The organism is Paenibacillus sp. J2R1T-4 (assembly GCF_059692235.1).
Window position 1 is genome coordinate 122,200 of record NZ_JCAUBA010000002.1, and the last position, 24,749, is coordinate 146,948.

28 protein-coding genes are annotated in these 24,749 nt (G+C 46.2%); 25 read left to right on the forward strand and 3 right to left on the reverse strand.

Annotation, left to right across the window (positions count from 1 at the left end; all coding sequences use genetic code 11):
• Nucleotides 1–24 precede the first annotated feature (24 nt).
• From AC58QD_RS04160 to AC58QD_RS04200, 9 genes are all read left to right on the forward strand, one after another.
• Complete coding sequence (locus tag AC58QD_RS04160; RefSeq protein WP_497330336.1) at nt 25–1,182, forward strand: hypothetical protein; 1,158 nt, start codon at nt 25–27, stop codon at nt 1,180–1,182.
• Nucleotides 1,183–1,227: 45 nt separating this feature from the next.
• Nucleotides 1,228–1,740, forward strand: a complete 513-nt coding sequence (locus tag AC58QD_RS04165) for a gamma carbonic anhydrase family protein (protein ID WP_497330338.1) — start codon at nt 1,228–1,230, stop codon at nt 1,738–1,740.
• A gap of 100 nt (nt 1,741–1,840) precedes the next feature.
• The gene (locus AC58QD_RS04170) at nt 1,841–2,026 is read left to right on the forward strand and encodes an IDEAL domain-containing protein (protein WP_497330340.1); all 186 of its coding nucleotides are present in this window, start codon (nt 1,841–1,843) and stop codon (nt 2,024–2,026) included.
• Between the two features lie 174 nt (nt 2,027–2,200).
• Nucleotides 2,201–2,665, forward strand: a complete 465-nt coding sequence (locus AC58QD_RS04175) for a DUF2487 family protein (protein WP_497330342.1) — start codon at nt 2,201–2,203, stop codon at nt 2,663–2,665.
• A gap of 234 nt (nt 2,666–2,899) precedes the next feature.
• Nucleotides 2,900–3,436 carry a Rieske (2Fe-2S) protein gene (locus tag AC58QD_RS04180; RefSeq protein ID WP_497330344.1) on the forward strand — a complete coding sequence of 179 codons (537 nt, stop codon included), beginning with the start codon at nt 2,900–2,902 and terminating at the stop codon, nt 3,434–3,436.
• A 17-nt stretch (nt 3,437–3,453) separates the two neighbouring features.
• Entirely contained in the window at nt 3,454–4,125 is a 672-nt protein-coding gene (gene qcrB, locus AC58QD_RS04185) for a menaquinol-cytochrome c reductase cytochrome b subunit (protein WP_497330346.1), read from the forward strand.
• 18 nt (nt 4,126–4,143) lie between these two features.
• Nucleotides 4,144–5,016 (forward strand): c-type cytochrome, encoded by an 873-nt coding sequence (locus AC58QD_RS04190; RefSeq protein ID WP_497330348.1) that lies wholly within the window; start codon nt 4,144–4,146, stop codon nt 5,014–5,016.
• Between the two features lie 74 nt (nt 5,017–5,090).
• Nucleotides 5,091–5,732, forward strand: a complete 642-nt coding sequence (locus AC58QD_RS04195; RefSeq protein WP_497330350.1) for a DUF1405 domain-containing protein — start codon at nt 5,091–5,093, stop codon at nt 5,730–5,732.
• A gap of 92 nt (nt 5,733–5,824) precedes the next feature.
• Nucleotides 5,825–6,703 (forward strand): sporulation protein YpjB, encoded by an 879-nt coding sequence (locus tag AC58QD_RS04200; RefSeq protein ID WP_497330352.1) that lies wholly within the window; start codon nt 5,825–5,827, stop codon nt 6,701–6,703.
• Here AC58QD_RS04200 and AC58QD_RS04205 read toward each other — a convergent pair.
• The gene (locus tag AC58QD_RS04205; RefSeq protein ID WP_497330354.1) at nt 6,700–7,575 is read right to left on the reverse strand and encodes a YitT family protein; all 876 of its coding nucleotides are present in this window, start codon (nt 7,573–7,575) and stop codon (nt 6,700–6,702) included. The two genes, AC58QD_RS04200 and AC58QD_RS04205, sit on opposite strands and share 4 nt — an antisense overlap.
• Before the next feature lie 173 nt (nt 7,576–7,748).
• Between AC58QD_RS04205 and AC58QD_RS04210 the strand changes: the two genes are divergently transcribed.
• The 14 genes from AC58QD_RS04210 (at nt 7,749) to AC58QD_RS04275 (ending at nt 20,970) form a co-directional block, all read left to right on the forward strand.
• Complete coding sequence (locus AC58QD_RS04210) at nt 7,749–8,087, forward strand: nucleotide pyrophosphohydrolase (protein ID WP_497330356.1); 339 nt, start codon at nt 7,749–7,751, stop codon at nt 8,085–8,087.
• 28 nt (nt 8,088–8,115) lie between these two features.
• Nucleotides 8,116–8,628: a tetratricopeptide repeat protein gene (locus AC58QD_RS04215; protein ID WP_497330358.1), complete on the forward strand. Its 513-nt coding sequence runs from the start codon at nt 8,116–8,118 to the stop codon at nt 8,626–8,628.
• Between the two features lie 13 nt (nt 8,629–8,641).
• A complete protein-coding gene (gene dapB, locus AC58QD_RS04220; protein WP_497330360.1) occupies nt 8,642–9,445 on the forward strand; it encodes a 4-hydroxy-tetrahydrodipicolinate reductase in 804 nt (267 codons plus the stop codon).
• Between the two features lie 65 nt (nt 9,446–9,510).
• Nucleotides 9,511–9,933 carry a methylglyoxal synthase gene (locus AC58QD_RS04225; protein ID WP_497330362.1) on the forward strand — a complete coding sequence of 141 codons (423 nt, stop codon included), beginning with the start codon at nt 9,511–9,513 and terminating at the stop codon, nt 9,931–9,933.
• Entirely contained in the window at nt 9,930–10,637 is a 708-nt protein-coding gene (bshB1, locus tag AC58QD_RS04230; RefSeq protein ID WP_497330364.1) for a bacillithiol biosynthesis deacetylase BshB1, read from the forward strand. Before AC58QD_RS04225 ends, bshB1 begins: the two co-directional genes overlap by 4 nt.
• 79 nt (nt 10,638–10,716) lie before the next feature.
• Nucleotides 10,717–11,886: an N-acetyl-alpha-D-glucosaminyl L-malate synthase BshA gene (gene bshA / locus AC58QD_RS04235; protein ID WP_497330366.1), complete on the forward strand. Its 1,170-nt coding sequence runs from the start codon at nt 10,717–10,719 to the stop codon at nt 11,884–11,886.
• Between the two features lie 18 nt (nt 11,887–11,904).
• The gene (locus AC58QD_RS04240) at nt 11,905–13,239 is read left to right on the forward strand and encodes a CCA tRNA nucleotidyltransferase (protein ID WP_497330368.1); all 1,335 of its coding nucleotides are present in this window, start codon (nt 11,905–11,907) and stop codon (nt 13,237–13,239) included.
• The gene (locus AC58QD_RS04245; RefSeq protein ID WP_497330370.1) at nt 13,236–14,201 is read left to right on the forward strand and encodes a biotin--[acetyl-CoA-carboxylase] ligase; all 966 of its coding nucleotides are present in this window, start codon (nt 13,236–13,238) and stop codon (nt 14,199–14,201) included. The genes AC58QD_RS04240 and AC58QD_RS04245 overlap by 4 nt, the downstream gene beginning before the upstream one ends.
• A gap of 319 nt (nt 14,202–14,520) precedes the next feature.
• Nucleotides 14,521–15,375 (forward strand): 3-methyl-2-oxobutanoate hydroxymethyltransferase, encoded by an 855-nt coding sequence (gene panB / locus AC58QD_RS04250; protein WP_497330372.1) that lies wholly within the window; start codon nt 14,521–14,523, stop codon nt 15,373–15,375.
• Nucleotides 15,376–15,402: 27 nt separating this feature from the next.
• The gene (gene panC, locus AC58QD_RS04255) at nt 15,403–16,281 is read left to right on the forward strand and encodes a pantoate--beta-alanine ligase (RefSeq protein WP_497330374.1); all 879 of its coding nucleotides are present in this window, start codon (nt 15,403–15,405) and stop codon (nt 16,279–16,281) included.
• Between the two features lie 6 nt (nt 16,282–16,287).
• The gene (panD, locus tag AC58QD_RS04260; RefSeq protein ID WP_497330376.1) at nt 16,288–16,671 is read left to right on the forward strand and encodes an aspartate 1-decarboxylase; all 384 of its coding nucleotides are present in this window, start codon (nt 16,288–16,290) and stop codon (nt 16,669–16,671) included.
• Nucleotides 16,672–16,729: 58 nt separating this feature from the next.
• Nucleotides 16,730–17,380 (forward strand): tetratricopeptide repeat protein, encoded by a 651-nt coding sequence (locus AC58QD_RS04265; RefSeq protein ID WP_497330378.1) that lies wholly within the window; start codon nt 16,730–16,732, stop codon nt 17,378–17,380.
• Nucleotides 17,381–17,477: 97 nt separating this feature from the next.
• Entirely contained in the window at nt 17,478–20,345 is a 2,868-nt protein-coding gene (gene dinG / locus AC58QD_RS04270) for an ATP-dependent DNA helicase DinG (RefSeq protein WP_497330380.1), read from the forward strand.
• Nucleotides 20,332–20,970 (forward strand): redox-sensing transcriptional repressor Rex, encoded by a 639-nt coding sequence (locus AC58QD_RS04275; RefSeq protein WP_497330382.1) that lies wholly within the window; start codon nt 20,332–20,334, stop codon nt 20,968–20,970. The genes dinG and AC58QD_RS04275 overlap by 14 nt, the downstream gene beginning before the upstream one ends.
• 38 nt (nt 20,971–21,008) lie before the next feature.
• On the opposite strand, the gene AC58QD_RS04280 is transcribed toward AC58QD_RS04275, so the two are convergent.
• Together AC58QD_RS04280 and AC58QD_RS04285 are read right to left on the reverse strand one after the other, a co-directional pair.
• Nucleotides 21,009–22,007 (reverse strand): inorganic phosphate transporter, encoded by a 999-nt coding sequence (locus AC58QD_RS04280; RefSeq protein ID WP_497330384.1) that lies wholly within the window; start codon nt 22,005–22,007, stop codon nt 21,009–21,011.
• Between the two features lie 29 nt (nt 22,008–22,036).
• A complete protein-coding gene (locus tag AC58QD_RS04285) occupies nt 22,037–22,660 on the reverse strand; it encodes a DUF47 domain-containing protein (protein ID WP_497330386.1) in 624 nt (207 codons plus the stop codon).
• Between the two features lie 221 nt (nt 22,661–22,881).
• Here AC58QD_RS04285 and AC58QD_RS04290 point away from each other — a divergent pair, with 221 nt between their 5' ends.
• On the forward strand, nt 22,882–24,183 hold the full coding sequence (locus AC58QD_RS04290) for an amidohydrolase (protein WP_497330388.1): 1,302 nt from the start codon (nt 22,882–22,884) through the stop codon (nt 24,181–24,183).
• Entirely contained in the window at nt 24,180–24,665 is a 486-nt protein-coding gene (locus tag AC58QD_RS04295; protein WP_497330390.1) for a cell wall elongation regulator TseB-like domain-containing protein, read from the forward strand. Before AC58QD_RS04290 ends, AC58QD_RS04295 begins: the two co-directional genes overlap by 4 nt.
• Nucleotides 24,666–24,749: the final 84 nt, after the last annotated feature.

Here is a 24,749-nt window from a genome sequence, read left to right on the forward strand (position 1 = left end):
CATTCTTTCACTAGGAGGGCATCTATGAATCTGGCGGATATGTTGTGTTATGCCGATATTCAGCAGTTGAGCAGCATTGCCAACACGTATGACTGCCAATGTAACGGACACTCCAAGAACGAGCTCATCCAATCGATTCTGTCCAAAGTGAACCGAAGAGATGTGTTTGAACAGCAACTTACGAAGTTAAGTATTGAAGATATCCGGTTTTTGAATTCTATCGTTTTTGATAAGCGCGACCTATTCAGTCTCGAAGAATTGGTGGCCAGGGCACGATTATCGAACTTTGCAACAGCCGTTGTCGGGCAACCTGCTAATCAAGCTGCAGACTCATGGAATCCCAGAGAAATGATCTCCAAGTTCAAACATAGCGGTTGGCTTTTCAATGGATACTCCCAGCAAACGCGTTATTTATTCCAATTCCCGACTGATATGAAACACCGGTTCACAGAAACGTTAGTCAAACAATTTCAATCCGAGCTCAGCATTATGGATGAGCCATCAGCTTATAGGGATGAACAAGGATTGATTACAGATGACATCTATCATTTTCTTCACTATATGTACAATCAGGATGTACCTATTACGGCCGAAGGGTTCATGTACAAAAGACCGCTTCAGCAAATAATAGAGCGAATGTCTGTTATAGAAGAGCTTCCGAAAGGCGGATGGAGATTCGGTTATGGCCGCAATTTCAGAGATCATCCGAATCGATTTTCGCTCATTTATGACTATTGCTTTTACAATGATTTGCTCTATGAAGGTGACGGCTTGCTGCTATTAACAGACAAAGGCAAGCAAGCGGTCCTTTCGGGTAAACGAGAAGATCTTTCTCATGTGTACCGGCTATGGTTCAAATTATATAAGAATCCGATACCAAATCTGCAATCCATTGTGTATTGGATCGACCGGCTGGCTAGGGACTGGATTCAAGTCGATGCGTTGTCCAGGGTGCTTTGTACTCTAATACGCCCGTTTTATTACGACACTTCTGAATCGGTTTTTGAACAACGGATCCTTCAAATGATGATGCATCTGGGATTGCTTCGCCTGGGTGAAGATGAGGTTCAGGGGCGTGTTGTCAGGATGACTAAGCTCGGCAGCGGAATCGTATCGGGGACCTATGTGCCAGAGGAAGAAAAGATTGTCTTGCAGATTGACAATCCCCCCTTCCCTTGCTAAAATCACTCCTCAAAAGATGTAAATTTGTGGAACGGAGTGATCGCTTTGAATCATCCATACAATCAGATTCTTCCTTACGTTCATCCATCCGTTTTTACTGCCGCTGGTGTGCAGTTGATTGGAGATGTTCATGTGGAAGAGGATTGTTCTCTGTGGTATAACGCAGTGCTGCGAGGTGACCTGGCTCCCATACGAATTGGTGCTCGGACTAACATCCAAGACGGCTGTATCGGGCATGTAAATACGAATCAACCGTTAATCGTCGAGTCAGAGGTTTCAGTTGGACATGGGGCAATCATTCACGGCTGTGTTTTAGGCAGAGGCACATTAATCGGAATGGGGGCTATTGTACTTAACGGAGCAAACATCGGTGAATATGCTTTAATAGGAGCGGGTTCGCTCGTTACGGAGAACAAAGTCATTCCTCCTTACACTCTTTCACTGGGGTCACCGGCTAAGGTGATTAGGGAATTAACCGAACAAGATCTGCAGCGAATGAAACGTACAATGGAAAGCTACGTTCATAAGGGAAGAGAGTACAGGCAGGAACAAGCATAACGGCTGGCTGTCCTGAATGGGAGGGCACGTTACTTTAAAAGAAACACATATCCTGGAAGCTTAAGGCACTGCGGTGCCTCAATGGTAGGAGGTATGTCTTATGGAGAAGATGGACGTTTCTGGTTATTCGGCTATGTTAGGTCTTTTTGCAGAAATGATATTGGACGATGCTGTGCGAAAGCATAGAAGGCAAACCCTGTATCGGGAAATCGATAATGCGCTTGTCCGAGGAGACGAAGCTTCATTCCTTGATCTGACTAATGAACTAAGAAAGCTCACGTCTTGACTTACACCGGGTGCAGAACCCGGTTTTTTTTTGTGAATTAGTGACCTTTCATTTGCTAATTTGGCACATTTACATAGGTTTGAAACCGATCAAATAAGGTGAATTTTGTTATAATGAGGAAGACAGCATGGATACTTGTTCAATCTAACTTAGAAAGAAGGCCGGAAGGGCGTTATGAAGTTCAGCGAAATCGACCGTAAAGAATGGTTCAAACTTAAACCTTATCTGGATACTTGCTTGCTACCTGTAACAGGACTAGATGGTTCAGAAGAACCATGGGAAGCGGTACAAGAATTAGAATTTTTGCGTAACTTGCTTGATTTTATTGAGATTCCTTACAAAGGGAGAACCGTTACCTATCCAGCCTTTCATTATGTGGACTATGATTCGCCAGCCCCGGTGGCTATTGATCGGGTGTGTGCACGCTTGAAGCAATCCGGATTCCGTTACGTAATCGTGATGACAGGACAAGACGGTGCTATCGGGGGTCCGCTAGAGCATGCCGATCTGGTACTCAGTGCTATGGATGAGGAAGGACGAACAATGAACAGCGAAGCCTTCAAGGCGAGTGTGGATCAGAATGTGCAAGCGTTATGGAAATCAACAACAGTAACTGCGTCTGAAGCTGGAGAGGTATAATCCAATTGCGTGTATTAATGGAAAATAAATTGTAAACGATATAGAGGATGTCTACTGCAAGATGTGACAAATTCGCAACAAAGAGAGTCTCAAATTCGCAAGGGTTGTGAATTGTGTTCCATCCATTCTTGACGCCCTAGATGACGTAGGCTATTATAGTTATGTCCTAGTAATACGTGCGAAGTAATGTCGAATACGACTGTGATACAACTGTATAAAGGGGGTAGAAGACTCATGAATGAAGACAACAACCATACCGAGAAACCACGGACTCGGCGCGAGATGTCCCGCCGACAATTTCTTTCCTATACCCTCGGTGGAACTGGAGCGTTCTTGATGGCTGGACCGGTCATACCAATGATTCGATTCGCGGTAGACCCGATCCTCAAGTCGAAAGGCGAAGGGGCATTGGTGAAAGTTATTGAAGAGAGCAAAATTACAGCAGAACCGAAATCTTTCAAATTCCAAGTTCATCAGGTGGATGGCTGGTACGAAAGTGAAGTGGATCTGGAAGCATGGATCATGAAAAATGATAAGGGTGAGGTTTACGCATTATCACCTACATGTAAGCATTTAGGCTGTACGGTTAACTGGAACGCTGATTCCAGATTTCCGAATGAATTTTTCTGTCCATGTCACGAAGCGCATTATACGAAGGAAGGCAAGCAGCTTGCGATTGCTCCTGCGCCGCTAGACGAGTTTGATGTAGAAATCAAAGAAGGTTTCGTCTATCTTGGGAAAGTGAAACCGAACACGATTGTTGTGAAATAAGGAGGCGTTTCGATCAAATGTTGAAAAATATGTATAATTGGATTGACGAGCGTCTGGATATAACACCAATGTGGAGAGACGTCGCTGACCATGAAGTGCCAGAGCATGTTAACCCGGCTCATCATTTCTCAGCTTTCGTATATTGTTTCGGTGGATTGACGTTCTTTATTGTCGTCATTCAGATCTTGTCAGGTATGTTCTTGTCGATGTATTACACGCCGGATATCATCAACGCTTATCGCAGCGTCGACTACTTGCAGCATCAAGTTGCATTTGGTGTCATCGTTCGCGGTATGCATCACTGGGGAGCCAGTCTGGTAATCGTAATGATGTTCCTACATACGCTTCGCGTATTCTTCACAGGGTCTTATAAAGCTCCTCGTGAGATGAACTGGATTGTAGGGATGTTGATATTCTTCGTTATGCTCGGCCTAGGATTCACAGGATACTTGTTGCCTTGGGATAACAAAGCTTACTTTGCGACTAAGGTGGGTATTTCCATTGCTGCTTCCGTTCCGTTTGCTGGAGAATATATCAAGGCTTTGATGCAAGGTGGAGATATTGTAGGCGCAGAAACGTTAACACGCTTCTTCGCAATTCATGTGTTCTTCTTGCCGGCAGCATTGCTTGGCTTGTTGGGCGGCCATTTCTTCATGATCCGCAAGCAAGGTATATCCGGACCGCTATAATGAAAGGAGGAACCATTCGTGGCACACGGTCATAAGTCGAATGAAAAGATAGTGTATGTTGGGGATTCCCGTGTTCAGAAGAAGACGGAGACTATGATTCCTCGTGATTATTCCGCTTATCCAGGTAAGTCCGAAGCCTTCGTACCGAACTTCCTCCTTAAGGAATGGATGGTTGGTGCGGTAGTTCTTGTAGGAATCTTGGTATTAGTTATGCAGCATCCAGCGCCATTGGGATATCCTGCTGATCCATTGAACACGGCATTTATTCCGATGCCGGACTGGTACTTCCTGTTTATGTATCAGTTGTTGAAATACCCATATACATCCGGAAATTATGTAGTATTAGGTACTCTTGTGTTACCGGGATTGTTGTTCGGTGGTTTGATGTTGGCTCCATTCTTGGATACAAGCAAACACCGGAGATTCTACCGTCGTCCTATCGCTACCACGATCATGATTCTAAGCTTGGTGGCAACGATTCACTTGACTGTTGCTTCTTGGATGCATTATCAGCACGAGCTGGAAGATAAGAACATCATCCCTGAGCATATCAAGCGCGCAGAAGAATTGCATGCAGCCAAGGGTCAAGGCGGAGGAGCCGGGAAACCTGCGGGTGCTGCTCAGTTAGTTGCACAAGAAGATCCAGGATTCGAGATATACAAAAAATCTACTTGTGTTGCATGTCATGCTGCTGATCTAAAAGGTAAAAGCGGCCCAACTCTTCGAGGAGTCGGTGATAAGCATTCCAAGGATGAGATTATGAAGATCGTAAAAGAAGGTATTGGAATGAATATGCCTAAACAATACGAAGCTAATAAAGGCGCAGGATTATCCGACGCAGATATTGACACTATGGTGACATGGTTAGCTAAGCAGAAAGCACAAAAATAGGTAAGATACGAGTAGTACAACCTGGCCGGCTAACGGTCAGGTTTTTTTAAAAGGAACAGAGAGGGGAGTCTTGCTTGTCCGACTTGATCGTTTGGTCTAGAACGCTTCTGTACAGCCGTTCCATGATCGTTCTTCTGTTCATCGTGAACTTCCTGGGCACCATCGGGGGTTACATGTGGTATGGAGACCAGCTGGTTAGCACATTAGAGACACACGGGTTCTGGTACTTACCTTTTGTGCCAGACAGCCCTACGGCTTCTTTGTTCTTCACCATTGCGCTTCTACTATTGTTAATACCGGACCGAAGATTGAGGGATTCTTTTCTCGGCGGGTTAGCTGTAGCCTTTGGAATGATTACTTCGGTGAAATATGGCATTTGGGCTGTTACGATGATCTTCGCTGGAGCGGCACAAGGAGATATTCTGGTGTGGCAGGATTGGATGCTCGTCGTCTCTCATCTGGGGATGGCATTCGAAGCATTGTTGTTTGTTGGATTATTTCTTTTACGTCCGCTGCAAGTTGTCCTTGTGGCAATCTGGATGCTAATCAACGATCTTCTGGATTATCACCGAGAGATTTACCCCTGGCTTCCAAAAGTTCTAAGAGATGACCTTGGCTCCATTGAAGCATTCACATTATCCTTGAGCTTCTTTAGTCTGGTTGCGATTGTGATCGTACATAGATGGTCTAAAAGTGGACAATCCCCCATACGTTAATGGTAGTAGAACTTAAGCCATAATGGGGTTGTCCTGACGGACAAGTATTCGGTAGAGGGCATCCCCAAGATTCTTTATTAGGGGGATGCCTTATGTTTTTCAAGACGCGGAATGTGACGGTCTTATTTGTACTAGCTCTAACATTATTAGTAGTGTTATGCAGCGGCTGCTCAAAGGAAAAGACTCCGGAAACAGCTGCATCGGTTCAGCCGGAAGTGTTAAAGCAAGCAGAGCAGTTAAATACTGCAGCGGATGAATTATATACCAAAATTATGCAGGATGATGTAAACGGAGCCCGAACGAAGTTGAATGAACTAGGCGATCGCCTGACCCAAATGAGATTTGATGGAATGACTACGGTCGAAGGTGTACAAGCCTTGGCAGATTCTGTGGTTGCTGCTAAGCGAGAGCTGAATGCAGTCGCTTATTCCAAGTCGGAAGGACAAGCGGCTATTGCCAGAATACGTCTGGCGACCGATGCACTTACCCATAAGAACGAGCCAATGTGGTTGCAGTATTATAAAGGGATGAAGGAGAACATAAGCGTTCTGCAGCATGCGGTCCAAATGGCCAAAAAGGAAGAGGCGCAGAAGTCGTTAACGGCACTTTCCGACCAATATGATCTTATCCGGCCATCGGTTGTGATAAGCCGTAATGCTTCTGAAGTAGAACAAATGGAATCCTTATTTCGATTCATGAAGACACAGTTAAGCGAACCTAAGTGGGACACGAAAAATATTAGCAGCGGGATTATGAATATGAACGCTACCCTGGATCTAATCTTCCAAAAGAAAGATACCGAGGCCTTTTTACCGATTATGGAGCAACCTAATCCAGTCTTGTGGATCACAGGAATAGGTTCTATCATCATCGCGGTACTAACGTTTGCTTCGTGGCGAATATTCCGTGTGGAGCGGGACTTCGTCGGTGGAGGTAAAAGAGGGCGAAATAATGGCCGATTCCGATCTTAAGGCTTGGAGTCAACACGGAAGCCTTCTCCCAGAACATCATGGACATCGGTAATGATAATAAATGCGAGCGGATCAATGGCTTTCACAAGCGATTGCAACGCTCGCATTTCATGTCTCGCAACAACACTGTATACGACTTCTTTATTCGTCTGCGAATAAGCTCCTCTTGCAGCGAACAACGTTACACCTCGATCCAACTGCTTCGTTATCGCTTCTGCAACCAGAGGAGCATGGTCGGTAATGATTGTGAAGGCCTTGGCTGCATAGGCGCCCTCCGTAATAAAGTCAATGATCTTGGACGCTATAAACACCGCCACAAGCGTATATAAGACCTTCTCCTTCGGAATGTACAAGAGGGACAGTCCTATGACGGCAACGTCGATCATTAGTACGACCTGACCCATACTCCAGCCTTTTTTCATTGAAATAAGACGAACGATTATGTCCGTCCCTCCCGTAGTAGCCCCAAATCTTAATACAAGCCCAAGTCCCGTCCCAAGTGTAACTCCTGCATACAAAGTAGCCAGAAAATAATCTTGCTTCGACTCAAAGGGAACTAACCAATGTTGAGCAACAGCCATCTCCAGCAGCCATAGAAACAAAATTAGCGATAACGTGCCAATAATCGTGTAGATCATTCCTTTTCCGCCGAAAGCCCGCCAGCCTACAATAAAAAGGGGGATATTTAACACAAGGGTGGTCGCAGACGGAGGAATATCCAGAGCATAGTTTAGTAAAAGCGCTATTCCGGTTAACCCTCCTTCCATAAGCTCATTAGGAATCACAAAATAATAAAGCCCGAACGAGTAAATAGCAGTTCCGATAAATATCGGAAGCAGTGTTCTTAACTGTAACTTCGCTTGATTATACATGCCGGCACCTCATCTGACAGAAATGGTACGAACGATAGAAAAAAACTGTTACTTTCATTATATCGCTTTTCCCTATTTTCCATAAAAGTTGAACGTAAAAAAGATTTGTGTTCAAAACTCCGATGCGTTAACATGTTAAATAGAAAAAAACGATAACAGACTGGGGGGGGCTTATGGCGGATAAAACATTAAAAGACATGCAAGGTGAAGTCGATGCTTATATATCCCAGTTCAAGGAAGGGTACTTCAGTCCGCTAGCTATGCTCGCCAGAATGTCAGAAGAAGTAGGCGAGTTAGCGCGTGAGGTTAACCATACTTATGGGGAAAAGCCCAAGAAGTCGACTGAAGAGGCCAATTCCATTGAGCTCGAGCTCGGGGATATTCTGTTCATTACGATCTGTTTCGCCAATTCGCTTGGTATTGATCTGACGGAAGCTCATGACCGAGTCATGCATAAGTTCCAGACGCGGGATGCCGACCGTTGGACAAAAAGGAACACCGAAGATGGATAAGCGCCATATGCTATAGAGAGGTGAGCATATGAATGGGGAGCATAAAATAAGGCAGGCTTACAGATCAATTCTGCAGCATGATTTTGAGCAAGCAATAGATTGGTTCCACCAAGCGGTGAACGATGAGCCGGACAATGCTGACTATCACTATAGGCTTTCGATCACATACGCAAGAAGTAATAAGCTTCCTCCCGCGATTGAGCATGCCAAACAAGCAGTTGATTTACAGCCGGAGCAGCTCATTTTCAGATATCATTATCGCAACGTCCAAGCACGCAAGCTTGTGCAAGAAGCGGGAAGAAGAATGGAACAAGGGAATGGAGATTTGAATCGTGTTGTTGTTATGCTTAAGCAGGCGATTCAATTGGATTCTCTTTATCTGGAAGCGTATATGTTGCTTGGTGTAGCCTACACAGGATTGAGAAGATATTCATTGGCCAACGCTGCATTTCAAGAAGCATTGAAACTAGATCCGCATCGGGAAGATGTGAAAGCATTACTCCAACAGTTGGATCAGCATGAAAAATTAATGAACCATTAAAGGAGATCTACTAATGACTGCAATAATAAATGTAGCAGTAACCGGAGCAAGCGGCAGAATGGGTCAAGAGGTTGTCAAGATGGTATTAGCGGATCCTGCACTGAAATTGGCAGCCGCTATTGACCGGACGAACGAAGGCGTAGATGTGGGTCAGCTTGTAAGTAATCAGGAATGCGGAGTCAGAATTAGCCAGGATCTTGAATCAGCACTCATCGAATCGAAGGCTGAAGTGCTGGTTGACTTCACGACTCCGCATTCTGTGATGGCTAATAGCAGGATTGCTATTGCAAACCGCGTAAGACCGGTAATTGGCACTACAGGATTCAGCCCAGAAGATATTGCTGAATTGGACAAGCTATGCACGGAGAACGGGATTGGCGGAATTATCGCGCCAAACTTCTCGATTGGTGCTATACTGATGATGAAATTCGCGGCGCAAGCTGCCAAATATATGCCTCATGTGGAGATCATAGAATATCACGGGGATCAGAAGCTGGATGCTCCTTCCGGAACCTCCATCAAGACAGCTGAGCTTATTGCCGCCAATCGGGAAGAGTTCCGTCAAGGCAATCCGAACGAGGAAGAAACGATTGAGGGTGCGCGCGGAGGAATGTACAGCGGATTCCGCATCCATAGTGTTAGATTGCCAGGAATATTTGCGCAGCAAGAAGTTATCTTCGGGGGATTCGGTCAGACGCTTAAGATTAGACATGATTCCTATGATCGTGCAGGATATATGCCAGGTGTGAATATTGCCGTGAAGAAAGTAATGGACTTAAGCGGAATTGTGTATGGATTTGAACATTTTGTGGATTAATAGAAGCTGTTTATAAACCCCGATATTGAGATAAATATAGATAATCGGGAGCGGAGGAGATTTCCATGTTGAATATAGCGCTGATTGCCCACGATCGCAAGAAAGAAGAGATGGTCAATTTCGTCACAGCTTATCAGCAAGTTTTTCATGGTCATAAGCTGTTTGCTACGGGAACGACAGGGTTGCGCATAATGGAGGCAACTGATCTTGAAGTGCACCGCTTTATGTCTGGGCCGCTTGGGGGCGATCAACAGATTGGCGCGCTAGTTGCCAAGAACGAGATGGATTTGCTCATATTCCTGCGTGACCCGTTAATGGCGCAGCCGCATGAGCCGGATATTATAGCATTGCTGCGTCTATGTGATGTGCAGGGGATCCCGTGCGCCACGAATATTGCCACAGCGGAGCTGCTTGTCAAATCACTGGATCGCGGTGATTTCGGTTGGCGCGAGCTGGTGCACAAATACAAGCCAGGTGATTCAATATGAATGAGGATGCGTTAGATATATTGATATTCGGCGCTCATCCTGATGATGCAGAGATCGGGATGGGGGGTACTATCGGCAAACATACTGCTGCAGGCTATAGAGTAGGAATATGCGATCTGACCCATGCAGAGATGTCCTCTAATGGAACGGTGGAAATCAGAAAACAGGAGGCAGAGGCGGCAGCACAAGTGTTAAAGTTAGCCTCTCGGACGAATCTGGGGTTACCGGATCGAGGTCTTCTTGTTACTCCTGGCCACATCGAGTCGATAACTTTAACCATTCGCAAGCATCGTCCTCGTATTGTTTTTGCGCCTTATTGGATGGATCGGCATCCCGATCATATTGCTTGCAGCCATCTCGTGCAAGAAGCGGTGTTTAATGCGAAGCTGAGACGGTACTTACCAGAGTCAGGCCTTGCGGCTGTTACGGTAAGCCAGTTATATTTCTATTTCATCAATGATTTGTACGATGCCGACTTGATTGTAGATGTTACAGACCAATATGAGTTGAAGCGGCAGTCGTTGCGGGCTTACGGGACTCAATTCATTCAAGCTGGCACTGATAATGCTTTTGTCCAAACGCCTTTGAATCAGGGGTATCTGGAAAGAATTGAAGCCAGAGATTTGTTGATGGGGCAAAAAAGTGGTGTTCAGTATGCAGAAGGGTTTATAAGCAAGCTCCCCTATTCTGTTCAACTATTTTGAGAAGATACGGAATACTATATAGAATGCGGCAAGTTCAACTTAGGAGTTTGAACAATTGCGGCTATTAGGAGGGAACGGCATGAGCGACAGATTGAAAATCGGTATAACTTGTTACCCTTCGTTGGGAGGATCTGGAGTCGTCGCTACAGAATTAGGGAAGCTGTTGGCTGAAAAAGGCCATGAGGTTCATTTTATTACGCAAAGCGTGCCGTTCCGTCTCGGGAAATTTCATAAAAACATTTATTACCATGAAGTGGAAATAAGCAATTACTATGTGTTCAAGTATCCCCCTTATGATCTCGCGCTTGCCAGTAAGCTAGCCCAGGTTGCCAAAATGGAAAATCTCGATCTTCTTCATGTGCACTATGCGATTCCTCATGCAGTAAGTGCTTTTCTGGCAAAGGAAATGGTCGGATCGCAATTAAAGGTTGTTACAACGCTGCATGGAACGGACATAACTGTCCTAGGGCAAGACGAATCACTCAGCGATATCATCAAACTGGCGTTAGTCAAAAGTGATGCAGTTACGGCGGTTTCGCAAGATTTGATTCGGGAAACTCACCTCGCGTTGGAAACAGATTTGCCCATAGAGCTAGCCTATAATTTTGTCGATAAAAGAGTATATTATCCTCGGGATGTAGTAAGTCTCCGAAGGGATTTCGCCAGGCCGGATGAGAAATTGTTAATACATATTTCGAACTTCAGGCCGGTCAAACGTGTAGGCGATGTAGTCGATATATTCGCGGAAGTAAACAAAAAAGTGAAATCCAGGTTAATGTTCGTCGGCGAGGGTCCGGAGTTATCCAAAATGATCTGCAAAGTGAAGGAAATGGGGCTAACCGATCGGGTGTTGTTCTGCGGGAAGCAGGATGATATTGCTCAGGTGATCTCTTTGGCCGACGTGATGCTGCTTCCTTCCGAAAAGGAGAGCTTCGGACTCGTCGCTCTTGAGGCTATGGCTTGCGGCGTGCCGACGGTCGCATCGAATGCAGGCGGAATTCCTGAATTGATCACACATGGTGAGACGGGATTCTTAGCTCCTATCGGCGATATCCATCAGATGGCAGAGCATGCGATTGCGCTTCTGACTGATGAGCAGTTGTATCAGACAATGTCCAACGCTTGTCTGGACCGTGCCCGGACAAAGTTCTGCAACGATTTGATCACCATTCAGTATGAGGAAATCTATTATCGGGTGTTGGGCAGACCGATGCCGCTCTATAATCTGGATGAGCTTTGCAAGGCGTAAGGTAAGGAGTGTATTCCTGTGTCAGAAACAATGGAGAAGGTTGGCAGGCAGCTGTTGAAACAGCTTGTCTCTCACGGCTGCGAGGCTTATTGGGTCGGCGGTTGTGTCAGGGACAAGCTGCTTGGCCGACAATTGAAGGATATCGATATCGCAACTTCCGCCAAACCGGAGGATGTCATGCGTTTCTTTCCTCATTCCATCCCCACAGGACTCCAGCATGGCACTGTAACCGTAGTGGAAGAAGGTATTGCCTTCGAGGTAACTACCTTCAGGCGGGAAAGCGAGTATGAACAGCATCGCCGTCCCAGGACGGTCGAATACATATCGGATTTGAACGAAGATTTACAGCGAAGAGATTTCACGATCAATGCGATTGCGATGGATGCAGAGGGGCTCATTATCGATCCGTTTCATGGACAAGCTGACATGCAGCAACGAATATTGCGTTGTGTCGGTGATGCGCATACACGGTTCGAAGAGGATGCTCTTCGAATGCTGCGGTGTTTGCGATTTGCTTGTGAATATGAAATGACAGTTGAAGCGGATACATGGCAGGCATTGCTGGACTGCTCGCCCAAGCTTGTGCATATCGCAATGGAGCGTGTACATGCCGAGCTTGAAAAAATGATTAGCGGCTATGATCCGGATAGAGCAATCAGACTTATAGCCGAAAGCGGACTACTGAGGTTTACGAAGGAGAAACTGAGCTGGCCGATTGATAGTGTAAGCGGAATGTCCTCGTCGATGTGGGGAGGGTCATTGTCACAATTGGAAGGATCGGATCTGCGCTGGGCCTATTGGCTGCTGCGCATGGGTGTTACCGCGGACGAGGCGAAGGAGGGCTTCGGCCTGCTCCGCTTTGCGGCGAGCAAGAGCTCGACCATCAGCCGCCTGCTGCAAGTGCAGGAGTGGATGGCCGAGCGGCTGAGCGAGCTTGCAGATGCGCAAGCGGAAGGCGCTGCGCTTGCGCAGCCGCTGCGCGAGGCGCTGGCGCGCGCCAGCGTGCGCTACGGCGCTGACGCCGTGCGCGGCTGGCTGCGCCTGCTGGCGCCCGGCGCAGCGGCGCAAGCGCAGCCGCCGGCTGCGCCAGCGGCAAGCGCGCCGCACGCGGCTGCGCGCGCCCGCCTGCTCCAATCCGGTGCGGATTGGGTGCAGGCTTTGCCCGCGACGCGCGTGAGCGAGCTTGCGCTTACCGGCCGCGACGTGCTCGCGGCAGCAGGCCGCCCGGCCGGAGCATGGCTCGGCCGCATCTTGGACGGCCTGCTGCTGGAAGTAGCGCTCGGCCGTCTGCCCAATACCAAAGAGCGGCTGTTAGAAGCCGCTCTACAGCAGAGCGAGAGTGAAGCGATTTGAATGAACGCATCTTAACTATATTCGAACAGCATAAAGGCGAGTTCGTGTCGGGAGAGCAGCTTAGCGAACAGTTGCAATGCAGCAGAACCGCCATTTGGAAACATATAACGGCGCTTCGTGAGGCTGGCTATGAATTTGAGGCGGTATCCCGAAAAGGGTATAGGCTCATTAGCCAACCAGATCGCCTCTCAGCCGTAAAGATCATGACCAGCCTGCAAACTCGAGTGATGGGACGAAGCCTGAAGCTTTACGATGAAGTGGATTCCACACAGATTATTGCTCAACGGTTGGCTGAGGAAGGCGCGGGTGAAGGGACGTTAGTCATTGCCGAGCAACAAAACGCAGGACGCGGAAGAATGGGCAAACCATGGCATTCACCCAAAGGAAAAGGAATATGGATGAGTCTGGTCCTAAGACCGACCATTCCCATACACTTCACACCGCAATTAACGTTGTTAACGGCGGTTGCTGTATGCCGGGCGATTCGCAAGGTGACTGCTTTACCAGTAGCGATTAAATGGCCGAATGATCTCCTTATTGAGAAGCGCAAAATATGCGGCATCTTGTTGGAATCAACGGCTGAAGATGAGCGACTGCGTTATGTGATTGCGGGCATTGGGATCAGCGTCAATCTTGAAGAGGATGACTATCCCGAGGACTTAAAGGCGATTGCCACCTCGCTTAGGCTTGCTTCTGGACACAAGGTCGACAGGATTCAGATCATCAAACACGTTTGGGAAGAGTTTGAAGCCCTCTATGACCTGTATCAGGAGAAAGGGTTCGAACCGATCCGGACGGCCTGGGAAGCCCTTACCATGTCGTTAGGAAGCACTGTGCGAGCGAATTCCCCTAAGGGACCCATCGAAGGCACGGCGCTTTCTATTGATGAGATGGGAGCATTAGTGGTTAAATTAGCGGATGGCGATATTGTTAAATTGTATTCAGCAGAAATTCAATCCTGATGCGCGTTTAATTTTTTTATGAAAATATCATGAAAATTACATCGGAATTTGGTATACTATTCATTGAGGCGGTATCCACTTACTGGAACTGCACTCGCGCATTATCGCAAGTTTTCTTGAACACATTAGGTCATAATGAATGAAGTGTAGGTTGCAATTCTGCTTCGAGCCGAAGGGACGGGAGACAGAAAACAATCGAGAGATTGATTTTTGTTGTATTCGATAGCCTCCTTAGCGGTAACGCTGAGGGGGCTTTATTGGTTATATTGGGCCGGAGCCATCTTGAAGAAGAGTGGGTGGACAAGTGGAAGCGAAAAAAATGAGCACGACAAGAATGCGTAAAATGAAGCAGGACGGGATCCCCATCTCCATGATTACGGCTTATGATTACCCCTCAGCAAGATTAGCGGAACAAGCAGGGGTCGATGTTATCCTGGTCGGCGATTCGTTGGGCAATGTTGTGTTGGGGTATGAATCCACCTTGCCGGTAACGCTTGACGAAATGATTTATCATACCAAAGCTGTGACGAGAGCCGTACATCTGCCACTGGTCGTAACAGATATGCCATTTATGACTTATCACGGTACGATTGACAGTACACTGACACAGGTCGGCCGTGTAATGCGCGAGGGCCTCTGTCAAGCCGTTAAGATGGAAGGCGGAACAGAAATAGCGCGTTCTGTGGACGCAATCGTCAAAGCTGGGGTCCCGGTTATGGGACATATCGGACTTACTCCGCAATCTGTCTTTCAAATTGGGGGATATAAGGTTCAAGGCAAAACTTCCGCACAAGCCCAGAAGTTAATCGATGATGCCCAAGCATTGGAACAGGCCGGAGCGTTCGCCATTGTACTGGAGCTCGTAACGGACGAGCTTGCCGAGCTCATTACCAAACAATTATCGATTCCGACGATCGGAATAGGAGCAGGCAAGCATTGTGACGGCCAGGTATTGGTGTATCATGATGTGCTTCAATATACAGCGGACCCTTATCCCAAAAAATTCGTAAAATCTTACACGAACCTTGGGGATCATATACGGGAAGGCATCGCGCAGTATGTAAAGGAAGTGAAATCACGCAGCTTCCCGGCGGAAGAGCATTCCTTCCATACAGATCTTGAGCTGGATCATTTGTACGGAAACCATGATGACGATACAAAGAATAAGTCATAAGGGTACACACAAGGGAGAGTTTTCTACATGAAAGTGATTGATACAATAGCTGGGCTTCGCCAAGCTTTATTAGAAGCCAAACGGGATAGAAGAAGCAAGTCTTCCGTTGAACCAACTGTCGGTTTTATGCCCACATTAGGTTACATGCATGAAGGGCATGTCAGTCTGATCAAGCGGGCACGTCAAGAATGCGACATTGTTGTAGTGAGTATTTTCGTGAATCCGTTGCAATTCGGAGCCAATGAAGATTTCGATAAGTATCCGCGAGATCATGCTCGAGATACACAATTGGCCGAACAGGCGGGAACGGATTTCATATTCATTCCTTCGGTGAAGGAAATGTATCCAACTCCCATTCAGTCCAAAGTTGTAGTAACTGGATTAACGGATGTCATGTGCGGGGCATCAAGGCCAGGTCACTTTGACGGTGTAGCTACAGTTGTGACCAAGCTGTTCCAGATCGTCCAACCGGATCGCGCTTACTTCGGACAAAAGGATGCGCAGCAGGTAGCTGTTATTGAGCAGATGGTGGTTGATCTCAATATGCCTGTGCAAATCATTCCTTGCCCGACGCTGAGAGAAGCAGACGGTCTTGCGATGAGCTCGCGCAATGTGTATTTGAGCCAGGAGGAGCGTCAACAAGCTCTGGTATTGTCTCAAGCATTAAATATAGCGGAAGACCTGTATGCGACTGATTCATCCCTTACTCCTGAATCACTTAGGAATCGGATTATTCAACACATCCATTCTGCACCTATAGCTATTATCGATTATGTAGATATTCGAACTTATCCTTCTTTACAGCAGCTTGAAGCTTTTACCAAGGAACAACGGATTGTTATTGCGCTTGCAGTCAAATTCGGAAAAACACGTCTTATTGACAATACGATTCTTAACGGGAGGTGATCCACGATGTTTCGCACCATGATGAAGTCCAAAATTCACCGTGCAACAGTTACGGAAGCAAACTTGAATTACATCGGAAGCATTACGATTGATGAAGATTTGATGGATTTGGTCGATATTTTGGCTAATGAAAAAGTTCAAATCGTGGATAATAACAATGGAGCGAGGCTAGAAACGTACGTTATTCCAGGACCTCGCGGCTCAGGTGTCATATGCCTCAATGGTGCAGCAGCCCGACTGGTACAACCAGGAGATACAGTTATCATTATTGCTTATGCCCTTATGAGTAATGAGGAAGCTCTGCTGAACAAGCCGAAGGTAGCCATTATGGGCCCGGACAATCAAGTTCTTCATACATTGCACGAGGAAACACACTCGACCATTATGTAACATGTAGGGGAGAGTTGCTTGAAAAGTCGATACAACCTTCAGCTTAAGGTGGGATGTCATGATTAAGCAGCTATTCGAGACCATGAATGACGTTCTAGATGATATTGCTCTGCATTATCCGAATGCGGAACCCGCTCAAAAGCATGAGCTCAGCCAGAAACTGAATGCCCTGAAAAGCATGAGTGATCACATGATTGAAGAATGGCTGAAATTTGAAGAGAAGATGGGCAGCATCACGCAACATGTATCCTTACCTGCAAGCCAAGTTGAGAAGAAACAGTCCGGGCTCTTGACAGATCCTGGAGAACCTGGGTTCAAGTCCGATGACTTTAATAAGGGTCAAGGATATTTTCAACTCATGATGTTCGAGAATGCTGTGCGATCCTTTGAGCAAGTAGTGCGTCAATTTCCCGATTTCATGTTGGGTCGCTTGTATTTGGCAATGGGGCATATGAGAAACGGCAATGAAGCAGAAGCCTACCGGCATTTTAAATTTATTATTTCTATTTCTGATCATGCACCCATGAGAGCAATTTCTTACAACGCTATGGGATGTATCCAGGCTAAGAATGACAATTTGGAGCAGGCTCAGCAATTGTTTCAACTTGCGTATCAGGCAGATCCATCCTGCGTGCAGCCTGTCCATAATATGGAAGTTTGCGCCAAGCAAGCAGGCACGAATTTGCCTGGGCAAAACTTCTTGCATTAATTCCAGACGATGCCCGGGGAAAACTTTACCTTTCCATACGGTGCATCGTTTTGGTATGCTTAAGGTGCACTTGTTTAGAAAGGATTGAATACGTAGGATGAAATTTACGGTTATGGATTTTGAAACTACGGGAGACCAACCTTCGGATGACATCATACAGGTTGGTCTTGTTGTTATAGAGCAAGGCTTTATTACAGAGAAGTTCTCTTCGTTCGTCAAACCTAACAAAGCAATACCTGAATTTATTGCTCAATTGACCGGGATCTCTGATGAACATGTGAAGGATGCCCCGGATCTACAGGATGTCGTAGCTCGAATGCTTCCATATTTCGATGAGAATACTGTAATAGTGGCGCATAACGCTGTGTTTGATTTAGGCTTTCTTGCACGTGCTTTCGAGCAATGCGGATACAACGCTTTTGGAGGACGTGTTCTCGACACGATACCTTTCCTGCGTGTATTGTTCCCTGGACTGCCCACTTTACAACTTTCCATGGTCAGCAACTCCTTCGGGATTCCGCATGACCATCCGCATCGTGCGGACTCGGATGCTGAGGCAACGGCTCTGATTTGGCAAAGATGCCTGGAACGTATAGAAAATCTCCCGTTGATCACTCTTCAGAGACTCTCCAATCTGTATGAATCCGAGCTGACGGATTTCGCTTGGTTTATCCATGAAGTACGTCTATGGAAAGAAACATTAACCGCTCTCGACCCAGACACACATAAATATTTTCGTCAGTTCGCAATGAACGTTGATAATTGGGATGAAGAGAAGCCGGCAAGAGAAGAAGGAAAACCTGCGTTTCCAGCTGATCAAACCTTCGAGAAGTTTTATGAACAAATCAATCTTAATTTGCAGGAACGATTCACCGATTATGAATCACGTCCAGCACAGCGCCAGATGATTGAAGAGGTTCAAGCTTCGCTTGCCAGTGACCAACATCTTATTGTTGAAGCGGGTACAGGAACAGGCAAATCTCTAGGCTATTTGATTCCTTCTCTGTACCACGGTATCAAAGAAGAGAAAAAAATGATCGTCAGCACCCATACGATTAATTTGCAGGAGCAGCTGCGACAACGCGACATTCCTTTACTTCAAGACATTTTGCCTGTATCGTTTCGAGCGTCTGTACTAAAGGGGCGAAGTCGGTATTTGTGTCTGCGGAAGTTCGAGCAAAAGCTGCAGCACAATGATTATGCTAACGATCGAGACGATCGTCTTACAGCGGCGCAAATGATCGTCTGGCTGACCGAAACGAAACATGGCGACGAGGAAGAGATTTATTTCGGTAATCGCGGGAACGAATTCTGGAATACGGTTTCAAGCGATACTGACTCGTGTCTGAACAGGGCTTGCCCTTGGTTTAAGAAATGTTTCTTTCATAGAGCGCGCCATGAGGCTTCTATTGCAGATCTTGTCATTACGAATCATTCCTTATTGTTCACGGACATCCAGGCTGAGAATCGGTTATTACCAAGCTACAAGCACCTTGTAGTGGACGAGGCTCATCATTTTGAGGAAGTGGCTTCCAAGCTGCTTGGATCTGAGCTGAGCTACAATGCACTCCATAACGCTATACTAAGACTTTACAAAGACTCTAGAAGCGGTCAGCTTCCAACATTATTAGCGAGACTTCAGCAAGAGCCTGAGGGGGCATCAGCCGATTGGTTAAGCGGATTAGACAGTCTGTATCCCAAAATCATTCGCGTGAAAGAAGAATGGGATCAGCTCACGGAACTGTTATTTCAATTAACCGCTGAGCAGGTAGATCCTCTGGCTGGTGAAGGAGGGCAATTCGTTCGGCGAATGAAGCCGGATCAGCTGCCAAGCCAATGGAAATCGTTAGTGACCATGGAAGAGAACATCTATCTCGAGCTAACCGATATCACGAAGAAATTGGATCGAATCTCTTCTGAGATGAAAGACAAATCAGAGGAATATGCGACAAGCAGTCTGCTAACGGATTTGTCAGGAACGGTCAAACAGCTCACGCGCTGCCGAGATTCCCTACGTTTCTTCATGAAGATGGATAATGAGAATTATGTGTATTGGATGGAAGCTACCCCATATTTCCGGAGTAAATCGATCCAACTGATGGTGGCGCCATTCGATGTGAGTGATTTGTTGAAGGGATATTTTTTCGATGTGAAAGACAGTGTTGTTCTAACTTCTGCAACACTATCCGTGAATAAATCATTTCATTACAGCAGCAATCAGCTAGGCCTTGATACTTTTCAGGACACTCCAAAGCTCAAAACCGTATTACTGCCATCAGCATTCGATTATCGGAAGCAGGCTTTGCTATTAATTCCCCGCGATTTCCCAAGTATCAAAGGAAACTCGGGTGAAGCAGCATTCATAAGTGCTTTATCGGGTTCCCTAATTGATGTAGCTGTTGAGATGAAGGGAAGGATGCTGGTCTTGTTCACCTCTTACCGCATGCTTAAATTGGTGCATCAAGAGATCAAGGAACAGCTTAGAGCGGAAGGAATTCATGTATTAGGTCAAGGGATCGACAGCAGCAATCGAACCAAGCTTACGAGACTGTTCCAAGATCACTCTTTCTGTGTATTATTAGGCACAAGCAGCTTTTGGGAAGGGGTAGATATTCCCGGAGATGCGCTTAGCTGTCTAGCTATCGTAAGGCTTCCTTTCCAACCGCCGAATCATCCGATGGCAGAAGCCAAGAGTGACCACCTCAAGAAACTGCGACAGAATCCTTTTACAGCCCTTTCTGTACCTCAAGCTGTCATTAGATTCAAGCAAGGCTTTGGACGGCTTGTGCGGCGTTCTACGGATCGTGGAGTCGTTATTCTCTACGACACGCGTGTGTTGGAGACCACTTACGGGAGACATTTCTTGTATTCGTTACCGGGACCTAAGATTGAGCATCTAAGCTTAAACCAGCTCGTTCCGAGAATTCATAGCTGGATGGGAGATAATGCGAGTGAAAACGCCTAAGATTTCTGAAGCTGTAGTAAGAAGACTACCTGTTTATCTGCGTTTTCTTAACGAGATGAACAAAAGCAACATCTTAACGGTCTCATCGCAAGACCTTGGACATAAGCTGAATGCCAATCCAGCGCAGATTCGTAAAGATCTGGCTTACTTCGGGGAATTCGGCAAAAAGGGGATCGGGTATGATGTACCTTACCTGATTGAAAAAATACGTCAAATTTTAAAGCTCGATCAGGTCATACCTGTTGTTCTGATCGGGGCTGGCAATTTGGGGAGGGCATTGTGCAACTACAATGCTTACTTGCAGGATAATATGAAGATTGTAGCCATATTTGATGCTTCTCCCGTTCGAATAGGGGAGAAGATCAATAATCTCAAGGTTTCCCCCATACACGATTTGAAGGCTATTGTTGAGCAATATAAGGTCAGGATTGGGATTATTACGGTACCTGCACTGGAAGCTCAAATCGTCGCCAATCAGCTGGTGGAAACCGGAATTGAAGCTATACTGAACTTTGCACCTGTGATTATCAAAGTACCAGAGGCCGTCCGTGTGCACCATGCTGACTTTACTACGGAGCTTCAAAGTCTTGCTTATTATTTAGAGTCCAAGGGACAAATTGAATAATTATAATGAAAAAACCGTCCTACAGTGGACGGTTTTTTTTAGAAGATTTTGAACAACACCTCGTAAATGATAAATGCAAGGATCATGCTGATCGGAATGGTAATAATCCAGGTCATTATCATCCTTGTGACCGTCCCCCACTTCACGTCCTTGAATCGGATCACACTTCCTGTCCCGATTATAGAAGAGGTAATAACATGCGTAGTGGACAAAGGTTGTCCCATTGCTGTTGAAGTCTGGATAACGATGGATGATGCCAGATCTGAGGCGAAGCCGTTAGACGGCTCAATCTTCATAATCTTTTTACTAACCGTTTTGATAATACGCCAGCCTCCAACGGAGGTCCCTAACCCCATTGCCGTAGCAGCGGAGAGTTTGACCCATAACGGAACGTCCAGAGTATCCTGGAACCCACCGGCTACAAGGGCAAATACGATAATTCCCATTGCTTTTTGAGCATCATTTCCGCCGTGGGAAAAAGAAAGCAATCCTGCCGAAAAGATCTGGAACGTTTTGAATCCTCTGTTCAGCTTCGATCTCGACCGGTTACCGAAGAGCAGAATCGAATATTTGACGATCGTCATGATCAAGTAACCAACACCAAAAGCGATAATCGGAGACATGATCAGAATAATAATAATGGAGCCGAAGCCATCCCAGTTTAAGGCATCAAATCCTGCACCAGCAATAACCGCCCCAGCCAATGAACCGATCAAAGTATGGGAAGAGGAGGACGGGATCCCGTAATACCAGGTCAACAAATTCCAGGTGATTGCTGATATTAGAGCAGCAACAACAACCAGCATACCATTCTCGATATTAGCCGGGTTTGCAATCTTTCCTCCTACAGTTTTGGCAACTTCAGAAGACACAATTGCTCCCGCCACATTCAATAAAGCGGCGTATATAACAGCGAAACGGGGTGACATGGCTCTAGTGGAGATCGAAGTTGCAATGGCATTGGCTGTATCATGAAAACCATTGATGAAATCGAACAGGAGAGCAAGGATAACGACAAAAATAATAAGCGTAAGCATAATATCCTCCTACAGGGTGTTCTATTTAGTTATGCGTATCGAAGAACTACACTTTCAAGGATATCTGCTACATCTTCGCACTTGTCGGTCGTTTGTTCCAGACGCTCATACAGTTCCTTCAACTTAAAATCCTGGTAAGGATCAGTAGGGTTTGTGAAAATTTCGCGAATCCCTTCCCGCATTAAACGGTCGCCTTCATTCTCAAGCGAGTTAATATGTACCGTATGTTCGCGAATTTGCATGTATTTCTTCTTTGATAGCAGCTTAAACGCGGTTAACATATGCTCACAGGAATTAACAATGACTTCCGAGAAATCCTTCATATATTGGTTCGTGAAGGTGATGTTCAGATAGTCGAAGCGAGCGATGGAAGCCTCGATGCCATCCATGACATCGTCGAGTTTGGATGCAAGCTCCATAATATCTTCTCTGTCAAGCGGTGTAATGAACACTTTATTCAAGCCTTTGTATATTTCATGAGTTAAGGAGTCGCCTTTATTCTCCATTTCCTTCAATACATCGAAATAGCTTGCAGGGGGCTTGTCACCCATCATTGCGGTTCGGAACATTTGTGCACCCTTTAATGTGTTCTCCGCGCTCTGAATGAGTAAATTGAGGAAATCGATATCCCCTTTTTTGTTGAAAATCATCATTGTTGAAACCTCCATCATCGGCATAATGATTAAATGATTGCGTACCTGTCCATTTACACAAAATTAAAATTAACACACATGACTGCACAATTGCAACGCATTTTCATTTCATTTTCAACAATGCATTGGGAAGCGATAGAAAGGGAATCGTCCTTGATTTCTAAGCTGTGAAAAGGTACATTGAAACCATGACTTTATTCAAGAGAGGAATGTCTTTATTTATGCTGAAAAAAACACTGATTCGCAATGGGAAGTTTATTACCTTACAGGATTCCTCTCCTTACCTAGAAGGATACATGGAGATTGAAGGAGATCGAATTATTTACATAGGCACAGGTGATCCGGATCCGGCCAAATCCTACGATGAAGTAATCGATGGTAAAGGCAAGCTGTATATGCCTGGCTTAGTGAATACACATGGACATGCTGCTATGTCGCTGCTAAGAGGCTATGGAGACGACCTTGCCCTGCAAGTATGGCTCCAAGAGAAAATGTGGCCGAATGAGGCCAAATTTACTGCCGCCGATGTTCGAGCAGGTACATTATTGTCCATTGTTGAGATGCTGAAAGGGGGTACGACCTCGTTCCTGGATATGTATGACCATATGAATGAAGTCGCCCAGGCGGTTGAACTTTCAGGAATGCGTGCTGTGTTGACTCGAGGCGCCATTGGTTTATGTCCGCCGGATGTTCAGGATGCCAAGCTTGCTGAAGCCATTCAGTTCGCACGTGATTGGCATGGACAAGCTGGAGGACGTATCACTACTGTTATGTCGCCGCACGCACCTTACACGTGCCCGCCGGATTTTATTGAGAAGTTCGTACAAGCAGCACATGATCTGAATTTGCCAATGCATACACATATGTCAGAGACGCTCAGAGAAGTGTTGGAGAATGAGCAACAATACGGTCTTCGTCCTGTGGCGCATCTAGAGAAGCTTGGCATGTTCTCGAGGCCTTCTATTGTTGCCCATGCGGTTCATTTGACAGATGATGAAATTGCAATCTTAAGCAAGTACGATGTTAGAGTTTCCCATAACCCTGGAAGTAATCTGAAGCTAGCCAGCGGAGTTGCCCGGGTTCCTGATTTGTTGAGAGCAGGTGTACTGGTTTCTCTTGGAACAGACGGCCCTGCAAGCAATAATAATCTGGATATGTTCGAAGAAATGCGCCTTGCTGCTTTGATCCACAAAGGAGTGTCAGGTGACCCGACGGCTGTTCCAGCTGTCGAAGCGATTCGCATGGGTACCCTTACGGGGGCCAAGTCCATTTGGCTGGACGATGTGGGCGCTTTGCAAGCTGGCATGAAAGCCGATTTCATAGCTCTTGATATTGATCAAGCGCATTTTCTCCCTAGAACGGATTACAGCTCACATGTCGTGTACTCGGCTTCAGCCAAAGATGTGACGGATGTGTTCGTGGACGGCCGCTGTCTTGTGCGAAACGGACAATGCTTAACCCTGGATGAAGAGAAAATTAAGTTTGATGCCCAAAGCTCATTCGAAAGGCTGACGCAAGGATGAAGAAAAAGATAGCCGGACTAGTAGTTGGCTTGGTGCTGATCGGCGTCGTTCTGTTTCGGTTCTATCTCGCAGTCCAGAACGATGAGTGGGATGCTCATGCGCTAGCAACCGAGACGGTTACGCAGAACACTTATATTAAACAAGTAAGCCGTGTGGAAACATTCCGAGGCGAGCAACCCTACACGATTGTGTTCGGCAACGATGAAGCAGGCCAGGAAGCAGTAGCGTGGGTCGGTGGCGAGGAAGTTCACATGGAATATTTGGGAGGCACCCAGGGCGGTGTTACAGAACAAGTAATTCGTGACAAGGTGCTGCAACGCGGCGAGGATGTAGAGATTGAGCGGGTACTGCCAGGGAAACTGAATGACGAGTATGTCTGGGAAGTATTCTATAGACGTACAAAAGAAAAAAGATATTATTATGATTATTACCGATTCAGCGATGGGGTCGAAATCGATACCTGGAAGCTGAGTAAGCATTGAGATATATGAGCCGTCAGTGTAGTCATTCACTGGCGGCTTTTTATTTTAGATCATTAATTATTAATGGTCTAAATGATAAAAAAT